The organism is Myxococcus qinghaiensis (genome assembly GCF_024198215.1).
In the GTDB taxonomy this organism is placed as follows: domain Bacteria; phylum Myxococcota; class Myxococcia; order Myxococcales; family Myxococcaceae; genus Myxococcus; species Myxococcus qinghaiensis.
On record NZ_JAKCFA010000008.1, the window covers coordinates 261670 to 279335 of the forward strand.

Annotated in this window: 14 protein-coding genes; 7 read left to right on the forward strand and 7 right to left on the reverse strand. The window is 70.3% G+C overall.

From position 1 onward, the window contains the following. Positions 1–30 precede the first annotated feature (30 nt). Positions 31–855, reverse strand: coding sequence for a helix-turn-helix domain-containing protein (locus LZ199_RS17050; RefSeq protein ID WP_253994758.1), 825 nt, complete (start codon positions 853–855; stop codon positions 31–33). A gap of 155 nt (positions 856–1010) precedes the next feature. Between LZ199_RS17050 and LZ199_RS17055 the strand changes: the two genes are divergently transcribed. Next, positions 1011–1307, forward strand: coding sequence for a hypothetical protein (locus LZ199_RS17055; RefSeq protein ID WP_253994759.1), 297 nt, complete (start codon positions 1011–1013; stop codon positions 1305–1307). Between the two features lie 19 nt (positions 1308–1326). On the opposite strand, the gene LZ199_RS17060 is transcribed toward LZ199_RS17055, so the two are convergent. Then, on the reverse strand, positions 1327–2211 hold the full coding sequence (locus LZ199_RS17060; protein WP_253994760.1) for a bifunctional transcriptional activator/DNA repair enzyme AdaA: 885 nt from the start codon (positions 2209–2211) through the stop codon (positions 1327–1329). A 165-nt stretch (positions 2212–2376) separates the two neighbouring features. Between LZ199_RS17060 and LZ199_RS17065 the strand changes: the two genes are divergently transcribed. Together LZ199_RS17065 and LZ199_RS17070 are read left to right on the forward strand one after the other, a co-directional pair. Then, positions 2377–3009, forward strand: coding sequence for a glutathione S-transferase family protein (locus tag LZ199_RS17065; RefSeq protein WP_253994761.1), 633 nt, complete (start codon positions 2377–2379; stop codon positions 3007–3009). 397 nt (positions 3010–3406) lie between these two features. Continuing rightward, positions 3407–4720, forward strand: a complete 1314-nt coding sequence (locus LZ199_RS17070) for an alpha/beta fold hydrolase (protein WP_253994762.1) — start codon at positions 3407–3409, stop codon at positions 4718–4720. Between the two features lie 85 nt (positions 4721–4805). Here LZ199_RS17070 and LZ199_RS17075 read toward each other — a convergent pair whose 3' ends face one another. The 5 genes from LZ199_RS17075 to LZ199_RS17095 all read right to left on the reverse strand — a co-directional run bounded on the left by LZ199_RS17075 (position 4806) and on the right by LZ199_RS17095 (position 11235). After that, complete coding sequence (locus tag LZ199_RS17075) at positions 4806–5897, reverse strand: potassium channel family protein (RefSeq protein WP_253994763.1); 1092 nt, start codon at positions 5895–5897, stop codon at positions 4806–4808. Between the two features lie 14 nt (positions 5898–5911). Beyond that, positions 5912–7117, reverse strand: coding sequence for a twin-arginine translocase subunit TatC (gene tatC, locus LZ199_RS17080; protein ID WP_253994764.1), 1206 nt, complete (start codon positions 7115–7117; stop codon positions 5912–5914). Between the two features lie 39 nt (positions 7118–7156). After that, positions 7157–7720, reverse strand: a complete 564-nt coding sequence (locus LZ199_RS17085; RefSeq protein WP_253994765.1) for a twin-arginine translocase TatA/TatE family subunit — start codon at positions 7718–7720, stop codon at positions 7157–7159. Positions 7721–7850: 130 nt separating this feature from the next. Further along, positions 7851–9134: an MFS transporter gene (locus LZ199_RS17090; protein ID WP_253994766.1), complete on the reverse strand. Its 1284-nt coding sequence runs from the start codon at positions 9132–9134 to the stop codon at positions 7851–7853. A gap of 43 nt (positions 9135–9177) precedes the next feature. Beyond that, positions 9178–11235 (reverse strand): methyl-accepting chemotaxis protein, encoded by a 2058-nt coding sequence (locus LZ199_RS17095; RefSeq protein ID WP_253994767.1) that lies wholly within the window; start codon positions 11233–11235, stop codon positions 9178–9180. A 121-nt stretch (positions 11236–11356) separates the two neighbouring features. On the opposite strand from LZ199_RS17095, the gene LZ199_RS17100 reads away from it, so the two are divergent. The 4 genes from LZ199_RS17100 (at position 11357) to ppsA (ending at position 17666) form a co-directional block, all read left to right on the forward strand. Continuing rightward, on the forward strand, positions 11357–12385 hold the full coding sequence (locus LZ199_RS17100; protein WP_253994768.1) for a histone deacetylase family protein: 1029 nt from the start codon (positions 11357–11359) through the stop codon (positions 12383–12385). Between the two features lie 159 nt (positions 12386–12544). Next, positions 12545–13600: a zinc-binding dehydrogenase gene (locus LZ199_RS17105; protein ID WP_253994769.1), complete on the forward strand. Its 1056-nt coding sequence runs from the start codon at positions 12545–12547 to the stop codon at positions 13598–13600. Between the two features lie 37 nt (positions 13601–13637). Further along, positions 13638–15074 (forward strand): glycosyltransferase, encoded by a 1437-nt coding sequence (locus LZ199_RS17110; RefSeq protein ID WP_253994770.1) that lies wholly within the window; start codon positions 13638–13640, stop codon positions 15072–15074. Positions 15075–15335: 261 nt separating this feature from the next. Continuing rightward, entirely contained in the window at positions 15336–17666 is a 2331-nt protein-coding gene (ppsA, locus tag LZ199_RS17115; protein ID WP_253994771.1) for a phosphoenolpyruvate synthase, read from the forward strand.

Below are 17666 nucleotides of genomic sequence, written 5' to 3' on the forward strand. Positions count from 1 at the left end.
CGCGACATGCGCCCTGCATGAGCGGCGCCTTCAGAAGAAGTGCGCCAGTCCTTCGGGCGCGGCATCACGGGCCTGGGCGAAGTACTCGGCCAGAATCGACTTCGAGACGCGTGCGTACTTCCCAGGTGTCATCCCCAGATGGCGACGCCACTGGCGAATCTGGTGGGCCTGGTCACTGAAGCCCTGGAGCGGGTCTCCCTTTCCCGTCTGGGTCGCATGGAGGCTGGACTGAATCCGGTCGAGCCCCAGGAGTTGCTTGGGCGTGTACCCCGCGTACACCTGGAACCAGCGCTCGAGCTGACGTCGGGACACGGACACGGCCCTCGCGGCTTCGTCCACTCGTGAGGTCCGGAGCAGCGTCGTCCAGGCATGTCCGAGCTGCTCGACACCTCCGAGGGCACGACTCGCGGACAAGCGCAGCAGCAGCCAGTCATCCAGTCGCGCGGCGACACGACGTGGAGCCCACGCGGCGGCGAGGTCATCACAGAGCCGTCGCGCGGCGCCGTCTCCCAGGACTCCACCGAGTTCCAGCATGTCATCGCGACTGTCCGTGCCCAGCGCGGGGAAGAGTCGGGCGAGCCCCGGTGGTCGCAGCATCACCATCACGAAAGAGCAGCCCTCTCCAGAACTCCAGTTCCGCGGACGACTCTGGATGCCCAGGAGCGAGGAGCGAGGCGCGCCCGCCGCGAACTCACTCGAGCAGGGTCGACCGAAGTTCAGCGTCAGCACGGCACCCGCGTGAGGCGTCGTCCGGATGGGCTTGCCCTCGTAGGAGCCGTCCAGGTCCTCGATGAACCAGTACCCCATCACCAACGGGGCGAGCGCGACATGCGGTGGAAGGGCCAGGAAAGCCATGCGGGGAACCGAGGCCCGTCGTACCACGCCTGTTGCCACCGTATTCCCGAGACCTCCCCGGCGCGAGCAACAGCGCACCCGCTCAGGTAGCGTCCTCGCACGGCTCAGCAAATCGCGAGACGCTCAGCCCACCCTGAAGACCGATTGAGGGACCGATGGCTTCGAAGATTGTCGTGAACAACCGCTCACAGAAGCCTCTCCTCGTTGTGATTGAGCCATGGGCTGAAGACTATGTCCTGACTCCAAAGGAGACCCTGACCTTCACCGCATTGGAATCAGGTGACGACTTCTATTATTCGATGGTCGTCGAGCAGGACGGAGAGGTCATCCTTCTATATGCAGAAGGGGCATTCGACCGGGTCGTCGCCCATACCGACGACGGGAAGCTCATCGAGTTCGGCTACAATCGGCATCTGAACGCGAACTACCCGAAGCCTCCACCGCCCTCTTGAACCGTCAGGGCGCAATCCCTCAGCCCAGCCCCACCTGGGCATCGCGCGCGTCGCCATCCTCGTTCTTGGCCCCGTACCGCAGGGACTCCCACGCGAGCATCACCTGCTTGCGCGCGGGTCCCCACCGGTAGTCCCCGAAGACGCCCGTCTTCCTCAGCACGCGGTGGCAGGGAATCAGCAACGCCACGGAGTTGCCTCCCACCGCCGTGCCCACCGCGCGCACCGCCTTCGGCTTGCCGATGGCCCTCGCCAGGTCCTCGTACGTCGCCACCTCTCCCGGCGCCACGCGCAGCAGCGCCTGCCACACCTGCACCTGGAACGGCGTCCCCTTCACCAACACCGACAGCGGCGTGCGCTCACTCGGCGGCGCCTCGGGGAAGATGCGCTCCACCCACGGCGCTGTCTCCCGCTCGGACTCCACGAACGTGGCCTTCGGCCACTGCTCCTTCAACTCCGCCAGCGCCTCCGCCTCTGACGCTCCCGTGAGGAAATGCAGTCCGCAGATGCCTCGCTCACACACCGCAATCAGGCACGCACCGAAGGGCGTCACATGCACGCCGTGGTGCACGGTGAGCCCCTCGCCTCCGAGCTTGAACTCTCCCGGCGTCATCGCCGTCAACGTGACGAAGAGCTCGTGCAGCCGCCCGCCTCCCGACAGCCCCACGGCAAACGACGTGTCGAGCACGCTGCGCCGCTCGGCCAGCAGCCGACGCGCCGAGCTGAGCGTGTGTACCTGGAGGAATCGCTTCGGGCTGATGCCCGCCCAGCGGGTGAAGAGGCGCTGGAAGTGGAAGGGGCTCAGCCCCACGTGCGCCGCCACGTCGTCCAGGGACGGCTGCTCGCGCGCGTGCGCATCGAGATAGAGAATCGCCTGCTCGATTCGGGCGTAGTCGCTGGTCGCCATTCCCGCCTCCTGACTCAACGGTGTGTCCACCCCTCGGTATGGCCCCGAGGCCCCGCCCCTTCAACCCGCTTCTTGCGCCCCTTCCCGGCGACGACAAGACCGCAAGGACCGGGTCGCTCGCCTGGAGACAGCCGCCTACGCTGTCCCCTCATCCCCGGAGCCTCCATGCGCCTCTACGACTACGCGCCTTCCGCCAACGGCTACAAGCTGCGCCTCCTGCTCTCGTGGCTCGACCGGCCCTACGAGCTGGTCCCCGTGGACATCTTCGCGGGCGAGAGCCGCACGGAGGACTTCCTCCGCCACAAGAACCCCGATGGCCGCATCCCCGTGCTGGAACCCGAGCCGGGCCGCTTCCTCGCCGAATCCAACGCCATCCTCCTCTTCCTCGCCGAGGGCACCCCCCTGCTCCCCCAGGACGCCTTCGAGCGCGCCCAGGTCCACCAGTGGCTCTTCTTCGAGCAGAACGCCGTGGAGCCCAACATCGGCACCGCCCGCTTCTGGAAGCTCACCGGCCGCGCTCCTCGCCACCCGGAGACCTTCCTCCTGCGCATCGAAGCGGGCCGCAACGCCCTCAAGTCCCTGGAGCGCCAACTCCAGCACCACACGTTCCTCGTGAGCGAGCGCCCTACCGTCGCCGACATCGGCCTGTATGCCTATGTCCACGTCGCTCCCGACGTGGGCCTGGACCTGGGTGACTTCCCCGCGGTGTCCGCCTGGCTTGAGCGAGTGAAGGCCCGCCCCGGCCACATCGGCGCGCTCGCGCCGTACACCGCGAACGCCCACGTGACGAATCCGTGAGAGGGATTCCCGCGCCCTCGTGGAATCCCGTGACGCGGCGGCGCCGCGAGTGTCACACGGCCCTCACGCCGCGCCCTGGCTCCGTGGGTCAGCTTGACTCGCGTGGGGCGAGCGTTTATCCCTAGCGCCGATGACGTCCCTTCTCGCCATGCGTCGAATGTCGATGACAGGTGGGCTCCCGCCCGCCCGCGTCGGCTGACGTCCATCCGACCCTGGCGAGCCACCGAGCCCACCCACCCCGCGAGGGTCGGTGGGCTTCGTCGTTCCTGGCCCTCCTTCAGCGCCCTCGCGCACTCCCACAGGAGCGCAGCGAAACCGTTCCGCCCGAGCTGAACCTGGTTCCCACCCGGACGCCCCCACGCGCCCGCGACGCCACCCGCTTGCCCGGAGTCTTCCCTTGGCTTCCCTCACCTGCGCGCCCACGCCGCGCCTCTTCGAAGTGACACCGCCGGACCTGACGCTGGAAGCAGGGGCCCGCATCGCTCCCCACCTCGTACGCGGCTGGTGGTGGGGCCCCGAGGACGACCTGCCGTGGCTCCACGCACGCGCCCGGCTCCTCCCGGACGAAGAAGTCCAGGGCATCACGCCGCGCGTCGTCCGTCGCACCCTCGCCGAGCAACACCACGCCGTCGAGCGCGCCCGCCGTCGCAGCGCCACCCGCCCCTCCTCGCGGGTGCCCACGGTGCTGCTCGTGCACGCGCTCACCGGGGACATGCGCGCTGCAGGTGAAGGCGGCTGGTGGGGGCCCGTCATCGGCCCCGGGCGCGCGCTGGACCCGACTCGCGTGCGGCTCTTGTGCTTCAACAACCTCGGCTCCTGCTACGGCACCTCGGGCCCCGCCGATGAAGGCTTCCCCCGCCGCGCGGACGACTCGCGCTTCACGCCTCCGCCCACGCTCGCCAAGGGCGACCTCCGCCAGGACGAGCAACAGCTCCCCGCCACTGTCACCCCGTGGGACCAGGCACGCAGCATCCTCCTCGCGCTCGACGCGCTGGGCATCCAGGAGGTGGACCTCGTCACCGGTGGCTCGCTGGGCGGGATGATTGTCCTCTGCCTCGCGGCGCTCGCTCCGGAGCGCTTCGCGCGCATGGCTCCCATCGCCACCGCCGAGGCCGCGTCCCCCTGGGTGGTGGGCCTCAACCACGTCGCACGACAAGCACTGCTCCTGGACCCCGGCTTCCCCGAGGCACCGCATCGCGGACTCGAGCTCGCCCGGCAGCTCGCGATGCTCACCTATCGCGCCGAGCCCGGCCTGGAAGTCAGTCAGCAGCGGCCGCCGACGTGGTCCTCCCGCGCCCTCTACCCCGTGCAGAGCTACCTGGAGCACCAGGGGCGCAAGCTGGAGGCCCGCTTCGATGCGCGCGCATACCTCGCGCAGCTCGGCGCCATGGACCACCACGACCTCGCGCGAGCGCCAAACGGCGGACTGGAGCGCATCCGCGCGAGCGCCCTGTGTGTGGGCATCGACCGGGACCAGCTCTTCTTCCCCGAGCACATGGCGGCCTTGGCCCGGCGACTGCGCGCGCTCGGACGCCATGCGGAGCACGCGGAGCTGTCCAGCCTGTACGGGCACGACGGCTTCCTCGTCGAGTGGGAGCCGCTCGCGGCCCTGCTCACGCGAGCCCTCGCGCTGCCTTCCGCGCTGGAGCCCGGGGGCCCAACGCTCGCGGCCACCAACACCCCCCGCCCCACGTCCGCGAGGACGGTGTGACGTGAGCCCTCGAGCTGGAGCCAGCAGGCCTCACACTCGCGTCCACCAACGCCACCCGCCCGCGAGGACCGTGTGACGCCGGGACTCAGCCCACCTTGCGCGGCCACACCGGCGTCAGCGGGTCCTGGTGGGACCAGATGGGCGGCTCCGCCTCGTTGGCGAAGGCACGCAGGCGGCAGTACTCCGGATACGAGGCCTGGACCGTCAGCACGTCGCCAACGCGGATGACTTCGTCACCTATCGGGTGGAGCTGCTCGTGGCCATCACGCAAGAGCGACAGCGCCAGTCCACCGAAGCGGTCCCGGATGGCGGAGATGTTCACCCCCGGCAGCCCCTCGCGCGCCTCGAAGAGCGACACCACCATCAGGTGCTTGCCCAAATGGAACGAGTGGACGATGCGCGGGTCCAGGGCCGCCAGCGCCATGGCAGGCGCCGCGAGCGAGGAGCTGGAGAGCGCCTCCGCCTTGAAGGTGTCGCGCACCTTGCCGCTCAGGTCCTCGTCGAACAGACGGATGACGACGCGAATCTTGGGGTTCAGCTTGCGCGCGTCCAGGGCGATGTTGAGGTTGGCCAGGTCATCGTCCGTCGCGCAGACGATGGCGGACGCGTTCTTCACGTTGGTGCGCGGCAGGCACAGCGGGCTGCGCGTGTCGTCGATGAGCAGCGGCACGTTCTCGTCCCGCAGCGCGGAGACGAAGGCGGCGTCCTCGCGCTTCTCCACCACCACCACGTCCTTGTCCATCTCCCGAAGCTGCGTCACCACGCGGTAGCCCACCCGCCCCGCCCCGCACACCACGACGTGGCCCTTCATCGTCTCGGTGACCACTTCAATCCACTCCTTGTCGTTCTTGTGCCGGGCGAAGAAGAGGTACGCGAAGCGCACCACGCCGTCCGCCACCAGGGCGATTCCCACCGGGGGAATCACCACGTTCAGCAGCTCGATGAGCCAGTCATGCACGTAGGGCAGCGACGGCTGGCCATAGAGCAGGAAGTAGACGTGGTGCAGGGCCTCGCCGAACGAAATCGGGTCCCCGTCCGTCCCCCGGTAGCGCCAATGGAACATCAGCGGCCCCACCACGAACAACGCCACGGCCAGCACCAGGGTGGTGCGGAAGCGGCGCAGCAGCGCGCGCAGGTATCGGACGTTGGCCCGGAAGTGCCGGCGGGAACCCACCATGGTCGTGGACCCTACTACGACACCGGGGTGATGCCCGTCTCGGCCGCGTTCCGGGCCCGACGCCGCTCCACCAGCCACACCAGCAGCACGCCCAGCTCGTAGCAGAGCAACATGGGCCCCGCCATCAGCGACAGGTTCACCACGTCTCCCGTCGGGGTGATGATGGCCGCCGCGATGAGGCACACCACGAAGGCGTGGCGCTGGTACTTGAACAGCCACTTCGACTGCACCACGCCCACCACGCCGAGCAGCGCCATCACCAGCGGCAGCTCGAAGATGATGCCGAAGGCGAGGATGAGCAGCAGCACCAGAGACAGCTGCTCGTGCATCGTCAGCATGGGCCGCGTCCACCGCTCCGCCTCATGCCGCGCCTCACCCGCGGACAGCTCCTTCTCCAGCTTCCACAGGCCGGACAGCTCCTCGGAGCGCGTGGGGGCCACTCCCGCCAGCAGGCTCGCCGCCTCGTCCATGGCCACCGACGCCGCCGCGTAGTCCTGCTTCGCGTAGGCCGCCACCGCCGCCACCTTCTTCTCCACCGCCTGCCGCAACACGCCGCGCGACTGGACACCGAAGCCGTCCGCCGCCGCGTCCACCAGCTTGCCCAGTCCGTCCAGCCGGGACTTCAGCTCCACCGACTGCGAGGGCGCCCGCGTGGGCTCCGGCGACTGGCCTTCGCCATCCGCGCGCAGCGAGGCACTGGTCTCCTTGGCCAACGCCCCCGCCCGCTCCGCGTCGCCCACGCGCAGGAAGCGCAGGGCGTCATCCGCGCGCAGCCGGGCCGTGTCCAGCCGCTGCTCCAGCGCGAGCGTCTCCTCCTCGTTGAGGAGGAACTTGAACATGGAGGGCAGCACCGCGAAGTAGCAGAAGCACGCGCCCGCGATGAAGGCGAGCGAGCCGAACATGACGAACGGGGCCGCGTAGCGCCGCTCCTCCGGGAACAGGCCGGGCGAGACGAAGCCCCAGATCTGCCAGAGGATGACGGGCGTGGTGAGGAAGATGCCGCAGTACACGCCCACCTTCATCAGGACGTTCAGCTCCTCGATGCCGGACGTGTAGATGAGGGCGCGGTTGCCCTCCGGGAGCGCGTCCAGCACCGGCCGCATCAGCACGCCGAAGATGGGCTTGGCGAACAGCAGCGACACCGTCCCCAGGATGAAGACGGCCAGGGTGCACTTGAAGAGTCGACCGCGGAGCTCCGACAGGTGCTCCATCAAGCTCATCCGCAGGTCGGAGTCAGCGGCAGTCTGGGAACTCAGGGGTCAGCTCCGTTTCGGCGCGTTGCGCGCCACCGTGCCAGGCAGCGGCGCGAGGCGGGGCAGGCCATCCGCGCCCACACCCTCGGCGGCGGCGGATGACGAGGTGGAGGAAGGCGTCTCCGCGGGCGCGCCAGGCTCGGTGGGGTCGGCGGGCACGGCGGGTTCGGCGAGCTCAGACGGAGCCGAGGCCACCGCGTCGGGCTCCACCTCCGGCGCGTCCAGGCCCAGCGGGGCGCGCGGGTGCTGGGCCTCCGGCGTGGGCTCCGTGGAGTCGGAGACGGCGGCGGGGGGCAGCGCGTACGAGGCGTCGGGCGGCAGGGCCTGGGGAGCGGGCGAGTGCGCGAAGGCCGTCCCCGGGCGCACCGGAGGGGTGGGGTCGCGGTTCAGCTCGTGGTCCATGGTGTAGAACTCACGCTCCACCACGTTGCGGACCTCGTCCGTCTGGCGACGGAACTCCCGCATGAACTTGCCGATGGCTCGCGCCAGCTCGGGCAACCGCTGCGGCCCGAGGATGAGCAGCGCGGCCACCGCGATGAGCACCATTTCGCCTGCGCCGATGTTGAACATGTCCTGACGGGCTCCCGAAGCAGCCCGGTTTATCGCGCCCCGGGCCCCCTGGCGCAACCGCTCGACACATCCTGACATCCGCCCGTCACCGTGGGCGGGGGGCAACCGGGCCCCCTGGCGGACCCACACACTACTGGTGTGGGTGTGCCTGGGGCGACAGGGGGACGGCCAGGCCCTGACTGGCAGGCACCGCCAGCGCCCGGGCCTGCTCCTTGGAACGGACCTGGCGCTCCACCACCCACAGCACCGGCGGCAGCAGCAGCGACAGGCCCATGGACACGGCGGCCACCCGCCCCATTCCCCCCAGTGTGCCGTCCGGCAGGTCCGTCAGGAGCTGCGCGCTCAAGAAGGCCCCCAGGGCGGAGGCCATGTGCTGGATGGCGGACTGCAGCGACATGAAGCGCGCGCGCACCGGGTTGTCCGGCACGCGCGAGGTCAGCGTGTTGTAGGACACGTTGCGCACGCCCATGGCCGTCATGAACAGCACGAAGAGCAGCGGAATCGGCAGCCACTGGGGGTAGTGCACGAAGCCCACGTAGGTGGCGAACAGGAGCAGCACCGAGCCCGCCGTCCCGACCTTGAAGGCCCCGAGCCTGTCCACCAGCGGCCCCGCCAGTCGCAAGGTGACGAAGCTCACGATGCCGCCGACGAAGTACGGCAGCCACAGCAAGTCCCGGGGGTAGCCCAGGTTCTGCTGGAGGTAGGCGGAGATGTTGGGGATGAGGACGAAGCCCGCCATCATCACCACCGCCGTCATGAGGTACGACAGCTGCACCTCGCGGCGCCCGAGCAGCTCCAGCACGCCCACCGTCTGCACCGGCCCCCGCCCGTCCACCAGGTGTGCGCGCACCGGCGGCAGGAAGAAGATGGCGCCCAGCGCCACCAGCAGGCCCAGGCCCGCCACCACGAAGAAGGGCAGCCGCCAGCCGCCGTGCTCCGCCAGCTTCAGCGCCATGGGCACGCCCGCCACCGAGGCGATGGAGAAGGCCCCCATCACCGCGCCCAGCGCCCTGCCCCGCCGCTCCACCGGAATCAGGTCCGCGATGATGGACAGCGACAGCGACGTGGCGGGCCCGCCGAAGATGCCGGCGACGACGCGCGCCAGCAGCAGCGTGGACAGCCCCGTGGCCAGGCCCCCGGCCGCCGTGGCGATGACCAGGCCCAGCATGGACACCGCCAGCGCCTTGCGCCGGTCGAACCGGTCCAGGAAGTAGCCGCCCGCGAGCCCCGCCACGCTGGCCGCCGCGGTGTACGCCCCGCCGATGGTGCCGATATGGGAGGAGGCGATGCCCAGCCCCTTCGCGAAGTCCGGGCCCAGCGGCATCACCATCACGAAGTCCAGGATGTTGACGAACTGGACCGCGCCAATCAGGAAGACCACCCAGCGCTCGGACACCTGTCGCTCTGTCGGCATGCCGACCCTGTCCTAAGCCATTCGCGGGCGGCGCGCACGCCTACTACACGCGGAAGCGACGTACCTCGCCCCGGAGGATTTCGGCCTGTCGCTGGAGGTTGTCGATGGCCTCCTCGAGCTGCTTGACGGAGCGTGTCTGGTGCTCGGACACGCCCTTGATGGTCTCCACGGCCTTGAGCACCTGCTCGCTTCCCTTGGTCTGCTCCTTCTGGGCGCGGTTCAGGTGCGTCACCATCTCGTTGATGCTCTCGATGGACCGGGTGATCTGCTTGCTGCCGTGGGCCTGCTCCTGGCTGCTGCGCTGCACGTGGGCGGTGAGCGCCTTCATCTTCTCCGCGCTCTTCATGATCTGCTCGCCGCCCCGGGCCTGCTCGTTGGAGGCCTTCGAAATCTGCTGCACCGTCTCGCTGATGCGATGAATCGAGGCCGTCACCTGCTTGCTGCCCCGCGCCTGCTCCACGGTGGCGCGCGCAATCGCCTTCACCATCTGCGTGGACTTCTCGGTGCTGTCGTTGATTTTTCGCAGCGCCCCTTCCGCCTCGCGGCCCAGGCGCACGCCCTCGTCCACGTTGCGCGCGCCCTGGTTCATCACCACCACGGCGTTGCGGCTCTCCTCCTGGATGCTGCGGATGAGCTCGGCGATCTCCTTGGTGGAGGCGCCGGTGCGCTCGGCCAGGTCCTTGATTTCCTCGGCCACGACGGCGAAGCCCTTGCCGTGGTCTCCGGCCTGCGCGGCGATGATGGCGGCGTTGAGGGCGAGCAGGTTGGTCTGCTCGGCCACGTCGTCGATGACGTTGAGGATGTTGCCAATCTCGGAGATGCGCCGGCCCAGGCTGTCGATGACGTCCGCCGTCGCGCGGCTGGTGTCCTTGATGCGGTCGATGCCGGTGAGCGTCTTGCTCAGCGCCTCCACGCCCGTCTTCGCGTCCTCGAAGACCTGCTCGGACAGGCGCGCCGTCTCCTTCGCGTTCGTCTCCACCTGACCGATGGCGGCGTCCATCTGGCTGATGGCCGAGGACGTCTCCTCCGTGGAGGCGGACAGCTCCTGGATGTTCTTGGCGACCTCCTTGATGGAGAACGTCATCTCCTCAATCGCGCTGGTGGTCTCCTCCACGCTGGCGGCCATCGCGGTGACGTTCTCCGCCACCTCGTCGTTGGTGGCGGCCATCTCCATGATGGAGGAGCTGCTCTCCTCCGCGCTCTGGTAGAGGACCTCCACGTTCTCGGCGATTCCGCGCAGCGAGGCCATCATCTCCACCATGGAGGAGGACGTCTCCTCCACGCGGGCCTGGACGGTGCTCGCGCCGGACGACACGGTGGTGCCGGTGCGGTGGATCTGCTCGATGACACCGGCCACCACGTCCGACACGCCGCGCACCCGGCCCAGCGTGTCGCGCCAGCTCTGGGCGATGCGGTTGAGCGCCTCCGCCAAAAGGCCCAGCTCGTCTCGCGAGCCCACGTCCACGCGGCCGGTGAGGTCCGCCTCCGCCAGCCTTCGCGCCATGGTCATCATCGCGTCCAGCGGGACGAGGATGAACGCGCGGGAGATGAAGAAGGCCACCACGAGGAAGAGCGTCAGGCCGATGCCGAACGCCAGCAGCACGACATGGCGCAGCGAGGTGACGACCTCGTCCAGGGACGAGAAGTTCACCGCCACCAGCACCTGGCCCGGGCCCTCGCGAAGCACCACCGGGCGGACAATGGCCCGGTTGCCATTGTCGAAGATGGTGCCATCCAGCGGCGCGCCAGGGCTGCCCTCCAGCTTCTCCCGGAGGTTCTTCTGCAGCCACGACTCCGCGCCCGGCGGGTGGACGGCCTGCATCCGGCCATCCGCGCCGAGGACGGCGATGAGCGCGAAGTCATCGTCACCGCCGTGCAGCGTCTCCAACAGCGGCGGGAGCGTGGAGACGGACTGGTTCGCCAGATCTCGCGCGGCCTGGACCGCCCGGTCATCGCCGTGCTTCGTCAGGCGCGTCTCCAGGAAGTCCTCCACCCGGGCGGGGACGACGAAGAACAGCGTCCCCAGGATGAGGGCCAGCACCACGGCGAAGGAGCCGAGCAGGATGCTGCGCAGTCCGGGTTTCTTGAAGCGCGGAGCCAAGGCGAGGCACTGTAGGAATGGAAACACCGACAGGGCAAGGACCGGGGTGGAGCCCTCGTCCGCCCCTCCGCCCCGGCGGGAGCCTGACTTCCCCACGTCAGGATGCGTAAGGTCATACCCGATGAAGCCCACCCTGCTGTTGACCGACCCCCTCTTCCTCCAGCACGACCCGGGAGAGGGCCACCCGGAATCCCCCGCGCGCCTGCAGCGCATCCTCGGGGTGCTCGCGCGCGCGCCGGTGCGGGGCACGGTGATGGCGTCCCCCCGCTCGGCGACGGACGCGGAGCTGACGGCGGTGCACACCCCGGAGCTGCTCGCGCGCCTGCGGAAGCTCAGCGGGCACCAGGCCCAGATTGACGCGGACACCCACGTCTCCCCGGACAGCGTGGACGCGGCGCGGCTGGCCGCGGGCGCCTCGGTGCAGGCCGTGGAGGCCGTCATGGCGGGGCAGGCGCGCAACGCCTTCGCGCTGGTGCGCCCTCCCGGACACCATGCGGAGCCGGACCGCGCCATGGGTTTCTGCCTCTTGAACAACGCGGCCATCGCGGCGGAAGCCGGGCGTCGGCTGGGGGCCGAGCGCGTCCTCGTCCTCGACTGGGACGTGCACCACGGCAACGGCACGCAGGCGGCCTTCTGGGGGCGCCGCGACGTGATGTACCAGTCGGTGCACCAGTTCCCCTACTACCCGGGCACCGGCGCCACGCCCGAGGTGGGGCGGGGCGCGGGTGAGGGCTACACGGTGAACGTGGGCCTGCCGGGCGGCAACTCGGACGCTGACTACGGGATGCTCTTCGAGGAGCTGCTCCTGCCGGTGGCGGAGGCATACCGTCCCCAGCTGGTGCTGGTGTCGGCGGGCTTCGACCCGCATCAGCACGACCCCATCGGCGGCATGGACGTCACGGAGCGAGGCTTCGCCGCCATGTGCTCCGCGATGCGCGCGCTCGCCGAGCGCGTCTGTGACGGCAAGCTGGTGCTGCTGCTCGAAGGGGGCTACTCGCTGGAGGGCCTGTCCCAGTCCGTGCACGCCTGCATCGAGGTGCTCGCCGGCCGCACCGACAGCTTCCCCACCGGGGATGTCCACACGGACGCGAAGGAAGCGCTGGCCGCGAGCCGGCAGGTGATGAAGCAGTACTGGAGCGCGGTGTCGTAGTCCCGGCCCCCCGAGGACATCCCTCCAGGCCTTGGAGCATGCAGCCGCCGCTCCGTCAGTCATGCCAGGGAACATCCCGGCAGGCGCGTTTGCAGGAGAAGGACGGGGTCCCGAAGTTGGCTGGGAGTCGCATTCCAGATGCGTGGCCACGGAGGGGAGATGCGGGCAACCGTCTTTCGAGGGAGCCAGCGGTTCGGGCTGGAAGAGGTGGAGAAGCCACGCGCGGGCGTCGGAGAAGCCATCGTCCGGGTCACCCTGACGACGATTTGTGGAACCGACCTGCACATCATCCGGGGTGAGTACCCGGTGAAGCCGGGTCTCACCATCGGCCACGAACTGGTGGGCGTCATCGACGAGTTGGGCCCGGGCGTCGAGGGCTACCAGCCAGGGGACCGCGTCCTCGTGGGTGCAATCACGCCGTGCGGCCAGTGCCATGCATGCCTGTCCGGTCACCTGTCCCAATGCGGACACGGCTCGGGGTACGAGGCGATGGGAGGCTGGCGTCTGGGCAATACCCTGCCCGGCGCGCAGGCCGAGTACGTCAGGATTCCCTTCGCGCAGGCCAACCTCGCGCCGGTGCCCGCGGGGCTTTCGGACGAGCAGGTGCTGCTGCTGGCGGACATCGCCTCCACGGGATTCAGCGGCGCTGAGTCGGGCGGGGTGCGAATCGGCGACGCGGTGGTCGTCCTCGCCCAGGGGCCCATCGGGTTGTGCGCATCCCTGGGGGCCCGGTTGATGGGCGCCGCGCTGGTCATCGGCGTCGACGGGGATGAGTCCCGGCTGGCCTTCGCCCGAAAGATGGGCGTGGACGTGGTGCTCGACCATCGAAACCAGGACGTGGCGGCCGAAGTGAGGCGGTTGACTGGCGGCGGGGCTGACGTGGCCATCGAGGCCCTGGGGACCCAGCCGACATTCGAGACGGCCCTGCGCTCACTGCGTCCGGGCGGCACGCTCTCCAGCCTGGGCGTCTACTCCGGCAAGCTTCAACTGCCCTACGACGCATTCGCCGCGGGACTCGGAGACCACCGCATCGTCACCACGCTCTGCCCGGGAGGCAAGGAGCGCATGCGGCGGTTGATGGCCATCATCCAGGCGGGGCGGGTGGACCTCACGCCGCTGCTCACGCACCGCTTCGCGCTGAAGGACATCCGCGACGCGTACGAACTCTTCGGCCAGCGCGCGGACGGCGTCATCAAGGTCGCCATCCGCCCGTGAGGGCCAGGGCCCACCAGGAGCGCCCGCCAGAGGCCCGATGCTCAAGCCCTTCGAGGTGCACATCCAGGCCGAACCGCTGACGCGCTTCGAGCACGAGCTGGACGCGGCCAGTTGGAGCGGGTTCCAGGGCCAGGCCGCTCGCGCCCGGACCCTCATGGCCGGCCGCACCTTCTGGAACATCAGCTCCACCGCGAGGGGCGGCGGCGTGGCGGAGATGCTCCACCGGATGGTCGCCTACGCGCGCGGAGCGGGCGTGGACGCCCGCTGGCTGGTGCTGACCGGCACGCCCGCCTTCTTCCACATCACCAAGCGGCTCCATCACGCCCTGCATGGTTCGCGCGGAGACGGCTCCCCGCTGGGGCAGGCCGAGCACGCGCTCTATGACGAGGTGCTCCGGGACAACGCGGAGGAGCTGCTCGTCCTCGTGCAGCCGGGGGACGTGGTCCTGCTGCACGACCCGCAGACCGCGGGGCTGGCGCCCGCGTTGGCCGCGGCGGGCGCTCGCGTGGCCTGGCGCTGTCACGTCGGCCGGGATACCCCCAACGCGGAGGTGGTGCGAGCGTGGGAGTTCCTCGCGCCGGGGCTTGCCGCCGCCCGGCTCACCCTCTTCACCCGAGCCGCCTATGTGCCGCCCCAGTGCGCGGACCGGGCGCTCGTCATCCAGCCCTCCATCGACATCTTCGCGGTGAAGAACCAGCCCATGACGCCCGCGGTCGCGCGCGCCATCCTCGCCAGCATCGGCCTGCTGCGCGGAGCCGCCGGCGCGCCCGAGCCCGTCTTCACCCGCGCGGACGGGCTGACGGGGCGTGTGTCGCGAGGCGCGGACATCATGCAGTCGGGCGCCGAGCCCGACCCTGAAGTGCCCCTGGTGGCGCAGGTCTCCCGGTGGGACCCCTTGAAGGACCCAGCGGGCGTGCTGCGGGGGTTCGCGATCCTGCTGCGGCAGTCCCCCCATCTGCGCGCGGAGCTGGTGCTCGCCGGGCCCGCCGTCACCTCCGTGGCGGACGACCCGGATGCGGCGGCCACGTTCCAGGACGTCCTCGACCTGTGGCGACAACAGTCCCACTTCGTGCGCCAGCACATCCACCTGGCCTGCCTGCCCATGGCGGACCTCGAGGAGAACGCCGCCATGGTCAACGCGCTCCAGCGCCACGCGGCCGTGGTGACACAGAAGAGCCTCCAGGAGGGCTTCGGGCTCACCCTCACGGAGGCCATGTGGAAGGCGCGCCCCGTGGTGGCGAGCGCGGTGGGCGGGCTTCAGGACCAGGTGGTCCACGGACAGAACGGCCTGCTCGTGCGCGACCCCGGGGACCCGACGGAGTTCGCGGGCGCGGTGCGCTCGCTCCTGGAGGCCCCGGAGCAGGCCGCCCTCCTGGGCCGCCGCGCCCACGAGGACGTCCGTGCCCACTTCACCGCCACCCGGCACCTCGCTGACTTCGTGCGCCTCATCGAGCGCTTGGATGCACCCGGCTGAGGCGTCGCCCGAGGCGAAGAGGCAGAAGACGCCGCGGGTCGCCTCCTCGGACGCCCGGTGGAGCACGGGGATGGCGGCCCCGGGCACGACCGCGCCGTTGGCGGACCTGGACGCGTGGCCCTTGGCCCCTGGCCCGCGTGCCCCTGATGGAGGCAGGCCCCATCTTTCTCGAGGCGTGTCAGGACGGGCGCGCCGGATGCCCCTCGGCGTCCAACTGGCCCTGGGCGCGTTGCACTCCCCACCGTCCTGGGAGCCCGAGACATGGACGTTTCACCTGAAAGCAAGCAGCCCCCGCGGGCCCCGGTGCCCGATGCCGCGGAGGAGTTCCTCCTGTGGTTCGAAGCCCTGTCGCGAGAGGACGTCGCCGTGGCCGGTGGCAAGGGCGCCAATCTGGGCGAGCTGACACGCGCCGGCCTCCCCGTGCCCCCGGGCTTCGTGGTCACCGCCGCCGCGTTCCAGGAGGCCATGGCACCCGTGCGCCCCCGGCTCCGCGAGCTCTGGCGACGCGTGGACCCGGACGACCCGGAGTCGCTGGCCACCATCACCGAGGCCCTGCGAGGCGTGGTGCGCCAGGCGACCATCCCGGAGCACCTTCGCACCGCCCTGGTCACCGCCTATCACCGGCTGGGCGAAAACAAGGCCGTGGCCGTGCGCTCCTCGGCCACCTCCGAGGACACCGCCTCCACCTCCTTCGCGGGCATGCACGAGACGTACACCAACGTGGTGGGTGACGAGGCGCTGCTCGACAGGCTGCGGGCGTGCTGGGCCTCGGCCTACGGGCAGCGCGTGGTGGCCTACCGCAAGGCGCAGGGCCTCACCGAGGAGCCGGCCATCGCCGTGGTCGTCCAGGCCATGGTGGACTCGGCGCGCGCGGGGGTCATGTTCACCGCGGACCCCTCCACCGGGGACACCGGCCGCATCATCATCGAGGCCGCGTTCGGCCTGGGCGAGGCGGTGGTGAGCGGCCAGGTGGAGCCCGACACGTACGTGGTGACCAAGCAGGGGCCGCGCGTGCAGGAGGCGCGCGTGGGGGAGAAGGCCTTCCGCCTCGTGCGCGACGGGGTGGGCCACGAGCGGCGCGAAACCCTGCCCCCCGGCCAGGCCCACCAGCGCGTGCTCAAGGACGTGGAGGTGCTGGAGCTCGCGCGCCTGGGCCTGCGCGTGGAGCGACACTACGACGCGCCTCAGGACATCGAGTGGGCCGAAGAGGGGGGCAGGCTCTACCTCGTCCAGTCGCGTCCGGTGACGACGCTGGACATGGCTTCGGACAGGCAGCGCCGGGACAGCCAGCCGGCCAGGGTCCTGGTGTCCGGGCTGGGCGCGGCGACGGGCGTCGCGACGGGCCGCGTGCGCGTGCTGCGCGAGCCCGGGGAGGGCCAGCGGCTCCAGCCGGGCGAGGTCCTGGTGGCGCCGATGACGTCCCCGGACTGGGTGCCCACCATGCGACGCGCGGCCGCGGTCGTCACCGACAGTGGAGGAATGACGTGCCACGCGGCGATTGTCAGCCGCGAGCTGCGCAGGCCCTGCGTGGTGGGCACGCGCACCGCCACCCGCGTCCTGCGCGACGGAGAGGAGGTGACGGTGGATGGCTCCACGGGCGCGATTCTCGAAGGCCGGCCTCCCGTGGAGGCTCCCCCGGTGGAAGTCCAGGGGGACGTGACGGCGGCGAGGGTCGCCGCGGAGCCGGAGCCTCTCGCCACGCGCCTCTACGTCAACCTCGCGCTGCCAGCGCAGGCGCGCGAAGCAGCGGCGCTCCCGGTGGACGGCGTGGGCCTGCTGCGCGCGGAGTTCATGCTCACCGAGGCCCTGGGCGGCGTGCACCCGCGCAAGCTCATCGCCGATGGCCGGAGCCGCGAGTTCGTCGAGCGGATGTCCGAGTCGCTGCTCGCGATAACAGGCGCCTTTCGCGGCCGCCCCGTCGTGTACCGCACGACGGACTTCCGGACGAACGAGTTCCGGGGGCTGGAGGGCGGCGCTGACTTCGAGGCCACCGAGGCCAACCCGATGATTGGCCTGCGGGGATGCTACCGGTACATCCGCGACCCCAAGGTCTTCCAGTTGGAGCTGGAGGTGCTCGCGCGCGTCCGTGAGCAGACCCCCAACCTGCACGTGATGATTCCCTTCGTCCGCACCAGGTGGGAGCTGGAGGCGTGCCTGGAGCTGCTCGACGCAAGTCCCCTGGGCCGCCAGCGAGGGCTGGAGCGCTGGGTGATGGCGGAGGTGCCCTCGGTCGTCTACCGGATTGCCGAGTACGCGAAGCTGGGCATCACCGGCGTGTCCATCGGCTCCAACGACTTGACGCAGCTGATGCTGGGGGTGGACCGGGATTCGGAGCTGTGCGCGGAGCTCTTCGACGAGTCCGACGCGGCGGTGATGGACACCATCGTCCGCATCATCCGGGCCTGCCACGAGGCGGGCATCACCTCGTCCCTCTGCGGCCAGGCGCCCTCCAACCGTCCCGAATTCGCCGAGCAACTGGTGCGCGCGGGAATCACCTCCATTTCGGTGACGCCAGGGGCCGCGGCGGCGGCACGGAGGGTCATCGCGGCGGCGGAGCGGCGACTCTTGCTGGAGTCCGCGCGGGCGCGGTGA

Bases quoted from the DNA above. Each gene is read 5' to 3' on its own strand.
- LZ199_RS17075 (WP_253994763.1), bottom strand. From the start codon at position 5,897: ATGGTGGGTTCCCGCCGGCACTTCCGGGCCAACGTCCGATACCTGCGC.
- LZ199_RS17110 (WP_253994770.1), top strand. From the start codon at position 13,638: ATGCTCAAGCCCTTCGAGGTGCACATCCAGGCCGAACCGCTGACGCGC.
- LZ199_RS17055 (WP_253994759.1), top strand. From the start codon at position 1,011: ATGGCTTCGAAGATTGTCGTGAACAACCGCTCACAGAAGCCTCTCCTC.
- LZ199_RS17065 (WP_253994761.1), top strand. From the start codon at position 2,377: ATGCGCCTCTACGACTACGCGCCTTCCGCCAACGGCTACAAGCTGCGC.
- LZ199_RS17100 (WP_253994768.1), top strand. From the start codon at position 11,357: ATGAAGCCCACCCTGCTGTTGACCGACCCCCTCTTCCTCCAGCACGAC.
- LZ199_RS17085 (WP_253994765.1), bottom strand. From the start codon at position 7,720: ATGTTCAACATCGGCGCAGGCGAAATGGTGCTCATCGCGGTGGCCGCG.
- tatC (WP_253994764.1), bottom strand. From the start codon at position 7,117: ATGAGCTTGATGGAGCACCTGTCGGAGCTCCGCGGTCGACTCTTCAAG.
- LZ199_RS17105 (WP_253994769.1), top strand. From the start codon at position 12,545: ATGCGGGCAACCGTCTTTCGAGGGAGCCAGCGGTTCGGGCTGGAAGAG.
- ppsA (WP_253994771.1), top strand. From the start codon at position 15,336: ATGGACGTTTCACCTGAAAGCAAGCAGCCCCCGCGGGCCCCGGTGCCC.
- LZ199_RS17090 (WP_253994766.1), bottom strand. From the start codon at position 9,134: ATGCCGACAGAGCGACAGGTGTCCGAGCGCTGGGTGGTCTTCCTGATT.
- LZ199_RS17060 (WP_253994760.1), bottom strand. From the start codon at position 2,211: ATGGCGACCAGCGACTACGCCCGAATCGAGCAGGCGATTCTCTATCTC.
- LZ199_RS17050 (WP_253994758.1), bottom strand. From the start codon at position 855: ATGGCTTTCCTGGCCCTTCCACCGCATGTCGCGCTCGCCCCGTTGGTG.